This is a genomic window from Candidatus Accumulibacter contiguus (assembly GCF_012940005.1).
Lineage (GTDB): Bacteria > Pseudomonadota > Gammaproteobacteria > Burkholderiales > Rhodocyclaceae > Accumulibacter > Accumulibacter contiguus.
In genome coordinates, this window is sequence record NZ_SPMX01000040.1 from 1 (window position 1) to 13,900 (window position 13,900).

Below are 13,900 nucleotides of genomic sequence, written 5' to 3' on the forward strand. Positions count from 1 at the left end.
GCCGGTTTGTTTCTTTGTGGAGAAAGCATTCCTCCTCCACCATGACCGAGCCGTATGTCGTATACCAGAGAACTTTTTTTTTCGCGTGTACCACGACCGGCTCAGCGGCCCGCACCTCGGCTGTCACCGCCTCAGCAACCTGCTCGGCCCATCCCGTCAGAATCTCCTGGCCCGTCCCGCGGAGAATTTCTATCACGCGGCGCTCGGCTTCATCGGCCCGACGCAGATCCCCTTCGGCGTTCTCCACCAACTCCAGCATCTCTAGCACTTTCGCCAGTATCTTTGGATTAGCCTCCAAACGGGCCACCAAGTCTCTGGAATCGCAAGGTTCGATGTGGGAAATCTTAGGCATGGCTTCTCTCCGTGGATGGGTTCCCTACTCTATCGCAACTCTCCGCTAATTTCCTTACGTTTGCTCACGTCGCTGACAATTATCAGAGCGGGACTCGCCCAACACTTTCGTTCGCACCCCGAGAACGCTGCGGAAGGCATCGTGATCACCAGTCAGGACAACCACATCATCTCGGCCAACAGGGCGCTGGAAGGACTGACAGGCTTTCGCACCGATGAAATGCTCGGCAGGAATCCAAGGCTGTTTGCTTCCCGGTGCCATCCGCGCAGCTTCTTCCGCAAGATGTGGCAAACCCTGCACGAAATCGGCCATTGGCAGGGCGACATATGGAACAGGAAGAAGACCGGCGAAGAATATCTGGTGCACGCCAACATCAGTGTCGTCCGGACGGGCGAATCGGTGACCAACTACATCGGCCTGATGAACGACATCACCGAAGTCAGTCGGACGATGGCAAGAATCGAACATATGGCGCATCACGACTTCCTGACCGGGTTGCCCAACCGCAGCCTGGTGGAAGACCGGATCGGACAGGCGTTGGGGCGTGCGGAGCGGAACCGCTCCAGGTTGGCGGTGATGTTCATCGACCTCGACAAGTTCAAGGCGGTCAACGACACCCTCGGCCATAAGGTTGGGGACCTGCTCCTGCAGGAAGTGGCGCGTCGCATCCAGGACTGCCTGCGCGCCACAGACACCGTCTCGCGGCAGGGCGGCGACGAGTTCGTGCTGCTGCTCGAGGATTTCAACGACGAGGCCGATATCACGCACGCCGCCCAAAAATTGCTGGCCGCGATCAGCAAGCCCTGCCGGATCGACAAGCATACCGTCACCACCACTTCCTCGATAGGCATCGCCATCTACCCGACCGACGGCGAGTTCGTCGCCGATTTGCTCAAGCACGCCGATGTCGCGATGTATCATGCCAAGAATCAGGGACGGAACAATTTTCAGTTCTTCACGGAACGTATCAACGCGCAGGCGCTGGAAGATATGATGGTCGAAAGCGCGCTGCGGAAGGCCATCCCCGGTGATCTGTTGCTGCATTATCAGCCGCAGCTCTGCCTCGTCAGCAGGAGCGTACACGGCGTCGAGGCGCTGGTGCGATGGGCGCACCCGGAACTGGGAATCATCAGTCCGGCGCGCTTCATTCCCATCGCCGAGGAGGCTGGCCTGATCTGCAAGCTCGGCGAGTGGGTATTGCAGGAAGCCTGTCGCGTCATGCGCAGCACCGGCATCAACATGTCCGTCAATCTGTCGCCGCTGCAACTCACCCAAAGCGACATTGTGGCGAAGGTCGCCGAAGCGCTTGACGGCATGGCCGGTTACCGCCTGACCCTGGAAATCACGGAAAGCGCGTTCATCAACGACTTTGCAGCGACCAAGGCCACGCTCATGGCCCTGAAGAAGCTCGGCGTCAATCTCGCACTGGACGATTTCGGCACCGGCTATTCGTCCCTTTCCTACCTGTACCAACTGCCTTTCGATTACCTGAAGATCGACCAGTCGTTCATCCGGGATCAAAACAACGTTCCCATCGTGCTGGCGATCATCGAGATGGCCAACAAGCTCAACATCATGACTGTCGCCGAGGGTGTGGAAACGCCGGAACAGATGGCCTTCCTCGAAGCCAGCGGTTGTGATGTCATCCAGGGCTACCATTTCTCGCGTCCGCTACCGCTGGCGGCCTTGACCGACTTTGCAGAAGACCCGCCTTACGAAGTCGCATCGAAGCCACGCATCAAGAAACCGCTTGCGGAGGCCAGCAACCCCTTGCTGGCGTGGTCATTCACCTACGAGACGGGGCATGCCTGGATCGATGCCCAGCACCAGGAACTGATCCGCATCCTCAGCCGATTTGACGCCAGCACGCGTTCGGGTGAAAAGAAGACCGAATCGAGAATGGTGATGAAGGCGCTGATCGAGTACGTGCGAGGCCACTTTTCCTTCGAGGAGGGACTCATGCACGAACACGCTTATCCGGACATCGGTGAGCACCAGGTGCAGCACCTGCAACTGGCCGACGCACTGGCGAGCTACGACCTGCAACTCAAGGCCAACCCGCAGATCAACCTGCAACAGTTGGTGGTGTCGCTGCACGGCTGGCTGATACGGCACATCCATTCCAGCGACAAGAAACTGGGGAAATTCCTGAAGAAACGCGGCGTATCGGCGCTACAGGGGCAGTAGGGCTGCGACGGTCTGCTAGAATGCAGAGCCGGGTGTGAAATGCATACACCATGGCTTGGTCACGAAACGCGGAGCGGTACTGGCGGCCTTGCTGCTTGGCGTGGTTGCCGGCGTACAGGCCGAGCAGCAGTTCGAGAACTTCGGCTACCAGGGCCAGGGCTTCTTTGTCACCGGCGACTATGCTTCGTCCAGGCAGGACGCCAATGGCGGCGGCCTGCCTTCGGCGAATGGCTCCGGTGGCAGTCTCGTCATGGGGTACGAAAAGGCCTTCAGCGAGCAACTCTTCGGCGGCGTGACCCTCGGTTACGGGAATGCGCCCTTCGATCTCGGCAATGGCCAGGGCTCGGTGAAGTACGACGAGTGGGCGCTGTCGGCATTCGCGGCGCACAGGTTCGGCGCCTTTTATGCCAGCGCTCTGGCCACTTACGTGGCGATGGTCACGACCTTCGGGCCGAGCGTCCTCAGGAGCTTTCTCGTGCGCACCGAGGAGGTGTCGGCCGACTGTCTTGCCTAACGGTCATGACCGTGGCTGGACGAGGTCGTGTAGACCGATCACTCACGCCTGCCAGAGTTCTCCTTGCTTTCGCGTGCTAGAATTCTCTCCCCATGGAACTTCTGATCAACGGCGAAAGCCGACAATTTTCTTCGCCGCTCACGGTGGCCGAACTGGTGCTGACCTTGAATCATGCTGGCAAGCGCATCGCCGTCGAGCGCAACGGTGAAATCGTCCCGCGCAGTCGGCATGGCGAAACGATGCTGGCCGATGGTGACCGGGTCGAGATCGTCGTTGCCGTCGGTGGCGGCTGAGCCTCATTGACCTGCTCTCAAGCGAAAGATACATGCCATCTTCCCCACACAGCCTGACGGTCGCCGGCACAACCTACCGCTCGCGCCTGCTCGTCGGTACCGGCAAGTACAAGGACTTCGCGGAAACCCGTGCCGCCATCGACGCTTCCGGCGCCGAGATCGTCACCGTCGCGATTCGCCGCACCAACATCGGCCAGAATGACGGCGAGCCGAACCTGCTCGACGTGCTGCCGCCGTCGCAATTCACGATCCTGCCGAATACCGCCGGTTGCTACACCGCGGCGGACGCGGTGCGCACGCTGCGGCTGGCGCGCGAGCTGCTCGAAGGGCATGCACTGTGCAAGCTGGAAGTGCTCGGCGATCCGACCAGTCTGTTTCCGAACATGCCGGAAACGCTCAAGGCCGCCGAGACGCTGGTCAAGGAGGGTTTCGAGGTGATGGTCTACTGCGCCGACGATCCGATCCAGGCGAAAATGCTCGAGGAGATCGGCTGCGTTGCGGTAATGCCGCTGGCTTCGCTGATCGGCTCCGGGATGGGTATCGTCAATCCCTGGAACCTGCGCCTGATCATCGACAACGCCAGGGTGCCGGTGCTCGTCGATGCCGGCGTCGGTACCGCCTCGGATGCGGCGGTTGCGATGGAACTCGGTTGCGACGGGGTGCTGATGAATACTGCCATTGCGCACGCCCGCGCTCCGCTGCTGATGGCCAGCGCCATGAAAAAAGCCGTCGAGGCCGGGCGCGAGGCCTTTCTTGCCGGGCGCATGCCGCGCAAGTACTACTCGGCAGACCCCTCGTCACCGACGACCGGCCTGATCGGATCCTAGGCATGGCCGTGCAGGAGTCCGTGGCAGCGGGCCTGGAAGCCGGTGTGGATGCAAGCGCGGATATGGGTAGTGGTACGGCCCCGCGGGCCAGGCATATCCGCAGTTTCGTTCGCCGTCAGGGACGGGTGTCGAATGCCCAGCAGCGCTATCACCAAGAGATGATGGCGAAGATCGGTGTTCCTTACGCGGCGGCACGCCTCGATCTCGATATGCTGTTCGGACGCGTGGCGCCCCGCATTCTCGAAATCGGTTTCGGCATGGGCGAGACTTCGGCAGCGATTGCCGCGCTGCACCCCGGAAATGACTACCTCGGCATCGAAGTTCACACCCCGGGTGTCGGCAGTCTGTGCAAACTGGTTGCCGAGCGAGGCCTGCACAATCAGCGCATCGTCCAGCACGACGCCGTCGAAGTGCTGCGTGACATGCTCCCGCCGGCGTCGCTTGCCGGGGTGCACATCTTCTTTCCCGATCCCTGGCCGAAGCTTCGCCACCACAAGCGGCGCCTGTTGCAGGCGCCTTTTGTGGCGCTGCTCGCCAGCCGCCTGCAGCCGGGCGGCTATCTCCATTGCGCGACCGATTGGGAAGATTACGCGCAGCAGATGCTGGCCGTACTCTCGGCCGAAACGCTGCTGGAGAATACCGCATCCGGCTACGCGCCGCGCCCGGAGCATCGCCCGCAGACCAGGTTCGAACAGCGCGGCCGGCGACTCGGACACGGTGTCTGGGATCTGGTATTTCGTCGCCGGCTGGATTCACTCCAGGCGGAAAATGACCGGCAGGATGAATTCGCGTGAGTTCGCCCAGTTGACACGCCCCATCGCGTAAGCCGCTTTCACTGCCGCCTGGTCGAGGAGGGGATGGCCACTGCTGGCGGCGATGACGACGTCGCTGATGCCGCCGTCGTCAGCGATCGTCAGCAGCAGGCGCACTTCGCCTTCGAGGCCGCGGGCGACGGCTGCGGGCGGGTAGTAGAGGTGCTGCGACAGTTTGCGCTGTGCGGCTTCGATCTGGCGCCTCGCCATTGTTTTGGCGGCAGGCGGCGCAGCGTGGGCAGCCGGCGGGGGAGGGTGCACTGCCTTGACGGGGGCCGGGTCATGGATGAGCGTATTCTTCAGCAGCGGCTCGTCGTCGTGCGCTGCTGATTTTGCCGGCAGGGAGAATGTTGCCTCCAGCGGCGGCTGTGCCGGCGGCAGGCTGAGCTTGCGGGCGTCCCAAAGCAGTACGCCGGCGTGCAGGGCGAGTGAAAGGGCAACGGCAAGGAGCAGGCGAGACGGCATGGGCCTGCCATTGTGAAGCAAAATCGTGCCGCAGGCACGGGAGTACGACTCGCCAAGCGAATGTGCCGAGTCAGAATGGAGAACGCGGGTGAAGCTTTTGATCAAACCACTGGGCCGCTTGGCCTGCTTCCTGTGCCTGCTGGCCGCGCCGGCGTTGGCCGAGGTGCCGGCACCTGATCCCATTATCTTCGAGTATGCCGTCGAGCGGGGCGATCTGCGCACCGTCAAGCGCTGGCTCGATGAGGGCCTGAACCCGGAGTACCAGGCGGCGCACGTCGGGACGGGACTGATGGTCGCTGCCTGGTATGGCCAGATCGAAATGATGGCGCTGTTCGTCGAACGCGGTGCCGATCTGCGGCGGACCAATCGCCATAACGAACAAGCCTTGCAACTGGCGGCCTGGGGCGGACACCTGGAAGCCGTCAAATGGCTGCTCGATCGCGGCGCGCCGCTGGATCGTGCCGGCAACCAGTGGGGAGCGCTGCACTACGCGGTCTTCAATGGTCACGAAAAAGTGGCCAACGATCTGCTGGCGCGTGGCGCCAATGTCAATGCACGCGCGCCGAACGGGGCAACGCCCTTGATGATGGCGGCTCGCGAAGGCCACGAGAATCTGGCGCGCAGCTTGCTCGAAGCCGGTGCCAATGCGAAACTCCAGAGTGACTGGGGTGATTCGGCACTGACCATGGCGATGCGCTACGATCACCTGCGGCTGGCGAAAATGATCTCGACTCCGGAGGATTTTGCGATTGCCGTGAAGGCCCCGAAGGAGAGCTTTGGCGAAGCGACGCGCTCGGCCGCGGTCACGCCGACAATCGACGCGATCCTCAAGGAGATTCGGATTGCTGAAGCAGAAGGGCGACCGAGCGAGGAACTGCACAAGAAGTTGCGTGCCGCGGTGAATGAATTGCGGGTCAGTTCGGTACCGCTGGCGCAGCGGCCGATGCCGCGCCCCTATGTGCCGCGCTCGATGGTGATCACCGCCCGCCGCGCGCAGCCTGGCGCCGAGCGTGCGCAGTTGGTCGTCACTCCCCGTCGACCAGGAAGCGCTCCAGCAGGCGATTGAGAAAGCGCCGGCCGTGCTCGCTCGGGGTGATGCGTTGCAGTCGGCGTTCGATCAGGCCTTCGTGCTCGGCCTGTCGCAGCTTGCCCTCGATGCTGAGCAGCGGCAGCGCGGTCCGCGACTCGAAGAGTTGCGCGTCGAAACCCTGCACCAGGCGCAGTGCGTTGAGCATGAACTCGAACGGCAAATCGGCGGCAGCAACGGCAAACTCTTCCTGCACCGGCATGCCGGCTGCAACCTGGGCCAGGTACTGCTCCGGTCCCTTCCAGCGCATCTGGCGCAGAACGCGATCGTGCAGTGTCAGCTTGCCATGCGCGCCGGCACCGATCCCCAGATAGTCGCCGAAATGCCAGTAGTTGAGGTTGTGCTGGCACTGCCGGCCAGGTTTTGCGAAAGCCGAGGTTTCGTAGTGCAGGTAGCCGGCCGCTGCCAGCCTGTCCTCGATGGCGTCCTGCATGTCGGCACACAGGTCGTCTGCGGGCAGTGCCGGTGGCCTGGCGGCGAAAGCGGTATTCGCTTCGATGGTCAGTTGATAGCAGGACAGGTGCGGCGGTGAGAACGCCAGCGCCGCGTCGAGGTCGGCGAGCGCCTCGGCCAGCGTCTGTCCGGGCAGACCGTACATCAGGTCGAGATTGAAATTGTCGAAATGGCTGGCGGCAATCGTGATCGCGCGCCGCGCCTCGTGATCGTCGTGGATGCGGCCGAGCGCCTTGAGGTGCTGCGGGTTGAAGCTCTGGATGCCGAGCGACAGGCGGTTGATTCCCGCTTCGCGAAAGGCTGCGAAGCGGGCGGCCTCAACGGTTCCCGGATTGGCTTCGAGCGTGATCTCGGCGCCCGGCAGGAAAGGCAGGCGGCTGCGCAGGGCGGCCAGGAGTTGATCGAGCCCTTCGCCCGAGAGCAGGCTCGGCGTCCCGCCACCAAAAAAGATGCTGTCGATGCGGCGTCCCCAGACCAGCGGCAGCGCCGATTCGAGATCGGCAAGCAGGGCGGCAAGGTAGTCGCTTTCAGGGATTGCCGCCGCGCCGCGAGCGGCAGACGGCAGCGCATGCGAGTTGAAATCGCAGTAGGGGCACTTCTGCACGCACCACGGAATATGGACGTAAAGCGAGAGCGGCGGCGGACTGCGAAATCGTGGTTCGGCTTCCTTCGCTGCTGCCAGGCGCGCCTGCGGCAGCAGCGGAATGACCCTTCGACTCCGGCTGCCCGGCATCAGCGTGGAGGTGAAAGTCGCGCGCGCTCTTGCAGGCGCTCGACGAGGCGGGCGAGCGCCTGGCCACGATGCGAACGGCGGTTTTTCTCGGCGGCATCGAGTTCCGCCGCGGTCCGGTCGAGTTCGCGGAGGTAGAACAGCGGATCATAGCCAAAGCCGTCGTCGCCGCGTGCTGCCGAGAGAATCTCGCCGTGCCATTCGCCCTCGGCGATGATGGGTTGTGGGTCATCGGCGTGGCGAACAAAAACGATCAGCGAAACGAAGTGGGCGGTACGCTGCGGATTGTCGCCGAGTTCGCAGAGCAGTTTCTGATTGTTGCGGGAATCGGACCTGGGTTCGCCGGCGTAGCGTGCGGACTGCACGCCGGGGGCGCCACCGAAAGCGTCGACACAGAGCCCCGAGTCGTCGGCCAGCGCCGGCAGACCGGTCAGCAGCGACGCATGGCGCGCCTTGGCCAGGGCATTCTCGACGAAGGTGCAATGCGGTTCTTCGGCCTCGGGAACGCCCAGCTCGCCCTGGGGAACGAGCTGCCAGCCCAGCGGTGCGAGAATCGCGTCGAGTTCCTTGAGTTTCTTGGTGTTGTTCGAAGCCAGGACGAGTTTCATGAGTGCAGTGCCGCTTTCTGCTGCGCCAGCAGCTCGCCGATGCCGGCCGTCGCGAGGTCCAGCAACTCGTTCATCTGCATGCGCGTGAAGGGATCGCCTTCAGCGGTCCCCTGGACCTCGACGATGCCCTGCCGGCCGGTCATCACCACGTTCATGTCCGTGTCGCAATTGGCGTCCTCGGCGTAGTCGAGGTCGAGAATGGCTGTTCCCTGATAGATCCCGACCGAAATGGCGGCGACCTGATCACGCAGCGGATTCTCTGCGAGTCTGCCCTGGCTCAGCAGGTGTTCGCAGGCGTCGTTGAGCGCCAGCCAGGCGCCGGTGATCGCTGCACAACGCGTGCCACCGTCGGCTTGCAGAACGTCGCAGTCGAGCGTGATCTGGCGTTCGCCGAGCGCTTTCAGGTCGGTCACCGCGCGCAGGGCGCGACCGATCAGGCGCTGGATTTCCTGGGTGCGTCCACTCTGCTTGCCCTTGGCTGCCTCGCGTCCGGTACGCGTGTGTGTCGATCGCGGCAGCATGCCGTATTCGGCGGTGACCCAGCCCTGGCCGCTGCCGCGCAGAAAGGGTGGTACAGACCCTTCGACGCTGGCCGTGCACAGTACGCGGGTGTCGCCCATTTCGATCAGGACCGAGCCTTCGGCGTGGCGAGTAAAGCGGCGCGTAATCTGTACGTGGCGCAACTGTGAGGGCTGGCGGTCGCTGGGGCGCATGCGGATTCCTATTTGGTATATTTCTGGATGGTCGAGCGGATCTCTTCGATGGCGAGTTCGATCTCCTCTTCGCTGAGGTCGGTCTTGCCTCTCGAGGGGCGTCCGAACTCATCCATCATTCTGGTGACCGAGTCTTTCGGCATCGATCTTGTGGATACCAGGCTACTCGTACCACCACTCGCAGCACCACTCGCAGCACCACTCCCGCCGCTGCTCTGATCGCTGTAACTGTCTCCCCAGCGCACGGCAATCATCGACAGGTTGTCGGCATGCGAGCCGCCGCGGGCTTCCGCATCGCCAAGCAGCAGCGGCACGGCAAGCGCCGGATCGGCGGTCTTCAGAGAGAGCGCCAGGGTGCCGGCAGGCAGCACACTCCAGACGCCGTCGGTGCATAGCGCCAGGACATCTCCCGCTTCCAGGGTTGCCTTGCGGGAATACTCGATCTCCGGCTTTTGCTGGCCACCCAGACAACCGTAGATCTTGTGACGGTCGGGGTGCCCATTCATCTGCGCCTCGCTGATCACCCCCTGGTCATACAATTGCCGTACGCGCGAGTGATCCCTGGTCTGCGCCAACACCTTGCCGTTACGCAGCAGATACAGACGTGAATCACCCGAGTGCACCCAGTATGCGATGTTGTTCTGGACGATGCAGGCGACGCAGGTGGTACGCGGCGAGTCGACCAGGCGATGCCTGTCGGCATAGTCGAGAATTGCCCGGTGGGCGTTGAGCATTCCCTTCTGCAGGAACATGAAGGGGTCACGCATGCGTGGTTTGAACTCGCGCGGGAATGCCTCGGTCAGCGTCTGCACAGCGATCTGGGCTGCGACTTCACCATAGTAGTGACCGCCCATGCCGTCGGCGACGACCATCAGCAAGGCCTCCCGTGAGTAGCAGTAAGCCAGCCGGTCTTCGTTGTTGGCACGCTTGCCGGTACGACTTTCCTGATAGATGCTGAATTTCATAAATCCTTGGCCTTCTTCAATTTGCCGACCACCTGTCCCAGCCAGGTGTCATTCTGCTGCGGCGGCGGGCTCGGGGAGGAAGCAAGGACGGGCTCGGTGAGCGCTTTCTGCAGCGCAAAGACGCTTTGCGGCCGGTAACGATGGTTCAGGCACAGACACCAGTCAATGGTTTCGAGCAATTGGTCCGAGTATTGTCCTTCCCAGCGGACCATGGCGGGTACCATCCGATCCTTTTCGAGGCGATTGTTGGCCGGTTGCGGTGTATTGCCGGAGATGCACGCATACATCGAGGCGCCGACACTGTAAATATCGCTCCATGGGCCGAGCAGATCTCGCTGGCAGTAGTGTTCGGGAGAGGCGAAGCCAGGCGTGTACATCGGCTTGAGCATCGGCGTATCGGAAGCCAGGGTCTGGCGTGCCGCGCCGAAGTCGATCAGCACCGGGACATGGCTGTTGCGCATGTAGATATTCGACGGCTTGAGGTCGAGATGCAGCAGCCGGTGTGCATGCACCTCGCGCAGGCCGTTGAGCATCTTGGTGAACACATTGCGAATGAAATTCTCGGTGACCCCGGCCCGGTTCTTCTGGATCAGTTCCTGCAGGGTATGGCCGATCTCGTACTCCATCACCATGTAGACCGTCTCGTTGGCACGAAAAAAAATTCAATACCCGGATCACGTTGGGGTGAGAAAGGCCGGCCAGAGCCCGACCTTCCTCGAAAAAGCATTTCATGCCGTAGCGGAAAGCCGGCAGATGATCTTCGCTGATGATCGGAGCCGTCTGTCCCTCACTGCGCAAGGCCAGCGTATTGGGCAGGTACTCCTTGATGGCGACGCGATGTCCCTGCGCGTCGACAGCGACATAGACGATTGAAAAGCCGCCCATCGACAGTTGATGCTCGATGCAATATTCGTCGAGCTGGAAACCGGCAGGAAGGGGGTGGTTCGCTTGTTGCGCCATCCGTGTCAGGGCTATCATTTGAGATTATTATCCATTGTCCGGTTTTTTTAGGTGAACTGCAAAGCCGGCTGCTCATCCAGAACCGTTCACATGTCAGGATTTCAATGATTTATAGCATGACCGGCTATGCCGCCAGAACGTGCGCCGTCAACGGTGGGGTACTGCACATGGAATTAAAAAGTGTCAATTCCCGCTACCTCGATTGCCAATTCCGGGTTTGTGACGAATTGCGCATCGCCGAACCGGCGCTGCGTGAGCTGATCGGCGCGCGCATCAGCCGCGGCAAAGTCGAATGTCGAGTCAGCTTCGTTCCGGCAAGCCGCAATACGCAACAACCAGGTCTGAATGTCGACCTGCTCGAACGCCTCAAAGTCTTCGACACCCAGATTCGCAGCGTCCTGCCCCTGGCCGCTCCACTGACGGTCAGCGACATCCTGCACTGGCCAGCCATCTTCGGCGATGAAACCGTCGATGTCGAGACCGCGGTCCCGGTTTGCCTGACGCTGGCCGGCGAGGCGCTCGATGATTTCGCGGCGAGTCGGGCACGCGAGGGGGAAAAGCTGGCGGCAGTGATCCTGGAAAAAGTGGCGCACATGCGAGCCCTGGCGCATGCAGTCGCGCCACGCATTCCGGCTGCGCAGGCGTCGTTCAACGAAAAGCTCCGGCAGCGCTTGCTGGACGCCGTGCAATTGGTCGACGATGAACGAATCCGTCAGGAAGTCGCCGTTTTCGCGGCGCGCATCGACGTTGCCGAAGAGCTGGCGCGCTTGTCGACCCATCTCGATGAGGTCGAGCGGGTGCTCAAGGCCGGCGGTGCGAGCGGCAAACGCCTCGATTTTCTGATGCAGGAACTCAATCGCGAAGCCAATACGCTCGGTTCCAAATCGCTCGTCACGGAAGTTTCGCAGACCGCGATCGAGTTCAAGCTGCTGATCGAACAGATGCGGGAGCAGGTGCAGAATTTAGAATGATGAATCAGGACGTGTCAGGACGTGCAAAACCCGAGAAAAATCATTGAAATATCTGCGGCTAGCTTCTCCTGACGTTGCATGACAAATCAGGACAGCGCACAATAAGTGTGCACCACCATGTGCACCCAGTGGTGCACATTATGCCAATCTGGTGGTGCACACGAGAGAATGCCATGAGCAAGCTGACTGATTTGGAAATTCGCAACTGGATCAAGGCCGGCGAACATTTCGAGCAACGCGGCGATGGTGAGGGGCTGTATCTGTGCTTTCCTCTGCGCTTCGCCGTCCCGGTGTGGAAGTTGCGCTATCGCTTGGCTGGCTGCGCTCGCATCGTCACCCTGGGCAGCTATAGCCATCTGTCCCTGGCCGACGCCAGAAAGACCGCCAAGGAAATGCGGGCACGGGTGACGCTGGGCTATGACGTGGCCGAAGAGAAGCAGGAGCGCAAGCGGGTTGCCGTGGCCAAGATCGAGGCCCGCAAAGCGGAAGTCACCATGGCGGTGCTCGCTGATGATTATTTCTCGGCGCAGATCCTTGGCCGCTGGAAACACCCAAACATCGTGCGTAGCCGAATCGAGAACGACATCAAGCCGGCTATTGGCAAGCTGGCTATCGGCGAGATCCGGCCGACGCACATCGACGCCATGCTGAAAGCCATCGTCAAGCGCGGAGCGCCGACGATGGCCAACGATGTGCTTCGCTGGGTCAAGCGAATGTTTGACTACGCCATCAAACGGGAAATGATTAACGCCAATCCTGCAGCGGCATTCGACGTGTCGGACGCTGGCGGAAAAGAAGAGTCCCGCGACCGCTGGCTGACCAGTGGCGAGTTGTCCGCCTTGTTCGCTGCCATGAAAACCGCAAAAGGCTGGAATATCCAAAATGGCCTGACGGTGAAGCTGTTGCTTATCCTGGCAGTTCGCAAGGGAGAACTGATACAGGCCAAAGTAGACGAGTTCGACCTTGAAGCGGGAGTCTGGTATCTGCCGGCAGATCGGACGAAAACGGACGTAGCCATCGATATCCCGCTTCCCCGGCAAGCGGTCGCTTATCTCCGTGAACTTGTCCGCATTGGTGGTGGTTCTGCCTGGCTGCTCCCCGCGCGCAAGATGCAGGAGCGCATGGTGCCGCATATCGACCTCAATACGGTCACTGCGGCGATGGCAAAGCATATCAAGCCGCTGATGACAGAGGCGGATAACTTCACCATCCATGACTTCCGGCGCACGGCACGCACGCACCTGGCCGCCATGGGTGTTGCACCGTACATTGCCGAGCGCTGCCTTAATCACGCCATCAAGGGCGTTGAAGGGATTTATAACCGCCATGACTTCTTTGACGAGCGCAAGGACGCTTTGCAGAAGTGGGCAGACTTGCTTGACGACATCGAGCGCGGAGAAGAGAAGAAAGTGGTTCCGATCAGGCGGCAGAAAGTATCGGCAAGTGCTGGATGAAAGTCGCCAATACTCCCGGATAGCATGCCCAATATATCTATATGGAATATTTGTAATTGTCGTCTACCAATTCAATTCATGCCTTGCCTGTCGCGCCCCATCCATCCCTACCCTGTTTTTTTAGTGGGACACTTGGGACAGTTGCAAAAAATAGGCTTAACGCGTTGATTATGCTTAGTTTTACCTGTCCCAAGAGTTTGGGACACTTGGCCTTTTGACTGGGACACTTGGGACACTTTGTCCCGTTTTGCGCTGTCCCGGTAGGGGTTTGGGACACTTCGCAATTTCAACCGTTTTGGCGACCAGTCCTGATGGGTATCCCGGACGGTGATCGACCACGGGCTGAACCCGGCGCCGCTGCCTACTTTGGGCAACCGAGGCACCTGGCCTTCATCGGGTTGGCCCTCGTGCTCGCTGTCGGCTGCGACCAGGCCGGCCGGAAGTCCTGGACGGTGATCGACCACTGGCTGAACCCGGTACCGCTGCCGACTTGGGACAACCGAGGCACC

Annotated in this window: 14 protein-coding genes and 2 pseudogenes; 9 read left to right on the forward strand and 7 right to left on the reverse strand. The window is 61.3% G+C overall.

The genetic code is table 11. The features are described 5' to 3' along the window. Positions 1-352: pseudogene (locus E4Q08_RS14335) on the reverse strand (hypothetical protein); the annotation flags it as partial. A gap of 15 nt (positions 353-367) precedes the next feature. Between E4Q08_RS14335 and E4Q08_RS14340 the strand changes: the two are divergent. The 5 genes from E4Q08_RS14340 to trmB all read left to right on the forward strand — a co-directional run bounded on the left by E4Q08_RS14340 (position 368) and on the right by trmB (position 4,967). Next, entirely contained in the window at positions 368-2,539 is a 2,172-nt protein-coding gene (locus tag E4Q08_RS14340; protein ID WP_169070895.1) for a bacteriohemerythrin, read from the forward strand. A 55-nt stretch (positions 2,540-2,594) separates the two neighbouring features. Further along, a complete protein-coding gene (locus tag E4Q08_RS14345) occupies positions 2,595-3,053 on the forward strand; it encodes an autotransporter domain-containing protein (protein ID WP_169070896.1) in 459 nt (152 codons plus the stop codon). Positions 3,054-3,145: 92 nt separating this feature from the next. After that, on the forward strand, positions 3,146-3,346 hold the full coding sequence (gene thiS, locus E4Q08_RS14350; RefSeq protein ID WP_169070897.1) for a sulfur carrier protein ThiS: 201 nt from the start codon (positions 3,146-3,148) through the stop codon (positions 3,344-3,346). A gap of 32 nt (positions 3,347-3,378) precedes the next feature. Then, positions 3,379-4,173 carry a thiazole synthase gene (locus E4Q08_RS14355; protein WP_169070898.1) on the forward strand — a complete coding sequence of 265 codons (795 nt, stop codon included), beginning with the start codon at positions 3,379-3,381 and terminating at the stop codon, positions 4,171-4,173. Positions 4,174-4,235: 62 nt separating this feature from the next. After that, the gene (gene trmB, locus E4Q08_RS14360; RefSeq protein ID WP_248594925.1) at positions 4,236-4,967 is read left to right on the forward strand and encodes a tRNA (guanosine(46)-N7)-methyltransferase TrmB; all 732 of its coding nucleotides are present in this window, start codon (positions 4,236-4,238) and stop codon (positions 4,965-4,967) included. Here trmB and E4Q08_RS14365 read toward each other — a convergent pair. Beyond that, positions 4,926-5,450 carry an energy transducer TonB gene (locus E4Q08_RS14365; RefSeq protein WP_169070900.1) on the reverse strand — a complete coding sequence of 175 codons (525 nt, stop codon included), beginning with the start codon at positions 5,448-5,450 and terminating at the stop codon, positions 4,926-4,928. The genes trmB and E4Q08_RS14365 overlap by 42 nt on opposite strands. Before the next feature lie 88 nt (positions 5,451-5,538). On the opposite strand from E4Q08_RS14365, the gene E4Q08_RS14370 reads away from it, so the two are divergent. Further along, positions 5,539-6,516: an ankyrin repeat domain-containing protein gene (locus E4Q08_RS14370; protein ID WP_169070901.1), complete on the forward strand. Its 978-nt coding sequence runs from the start codon at positions 5,539-5,541 to the stop codon at positions 6,514-6,516. On the opposite strand, the gene hemW is transcribed toward E4Q08_RS14370, so the two are convergent. The 5 genes and pseudogenes from hemW to E4Q08_RS14395 form a co-directional block, all read right to left on the reverse strand. Further along, positions 6,476-7,723, reverse strand: coding sequence for a radical SAM family heme chaperone HemW (hemW, locus tag E4Q08_RS14375; protein ID WP_169070902.1), 1,248 nt, complete (start codon positions 7,721-7,723; stop codon positions 6,476-6,478). The genes E4Q08_RS14370 and hemW overlap by 41 nt on opposite strands. Next, entirely contained in the window at positions 7,723-8,328 is a 606-nt protein-coding gene (gene rdgB / locus E4Q08_RS14380) for an RdgB/HAM1 family non-canonical purine NTP pyrophosphatase (RefSeq protein WP_034916815.1), read from the reverse strand. The genes hemW and rdgB overlap by 1 nt, the downstream gene beginning before the upstream one ends. Beyond that, entirely contained in the window at positions 8,325-9,041 is a 717-nt protein-coding gene (rph, locus tag E4Q08_RS14385) for a ribonuclease PH (protein ID WP_034916817.1), read from the reverse strand. Before rph ends, rdgB begins: the two co-directional genes overlap by 4 nt. A gap of 8 nt (positions 9,042-9,049) precedes the next feature. After that, complete coding sequence (locus E4Q08_RS14390) at positions 9,050-10,006, reverse strand: PP2C family protein-serine/threonine phosphatase (RefSeq protein ID WP_034916820.1); 957 nt, start codon at positions 10,004-10,006, stop codon at positions 9,050-9,052. Next, positions 10,003-10,966: pseudogene (locus tag E4Q08_RS14395) on the reverse strand (serine/threonine protein kinase). Before E4Q08_RS14395 ends, E4Q08_RS14390 begins: the two are co-directional and overlap by 4 nt. 104 nt (positions 10,967-11,070) lie before the next feature. Here E4Q08_RS14395 and E4Q08_RS14400 point away from each other — a divergent pair. From E4Q08_RS14400 to E4Q08_RS24080, 3 genes are all read left to right on the forward strand, one after another. Then, entirely contained in the window at positions 11,071-11,937 is an 867-nt protein-coding gene (locus E4Q08_RS14400) for a YicC/YloC family endoribonuclease (RefSeq protein WP_169070903.1), read from the forward strand. A gap of 173 nt (positions 11,938-12,110) precedes the next feature. Further along, positions 12,111-13,391 carry a tyrosine-type recombinase/integrase gene (locus tag E4Q08_RS14405; protein WP_169070904.1) on the forward strand — a complete coding sequence of 427 codons (1,281 nt, stop codon included), beginning with the start codon at positions 12,111-12,113 and terminating at the stop codon, positions 13,389-13,391. 311 nt (positions 13,392-13,702) lie between these two features. Next, the coding region (locus tag E4Q08_RS24080) for a hypothetical protein (protein ID WP_211203432.1) at positions 13,703-13,900 on the forward strand (198 nt) is incomplete at its 3' end.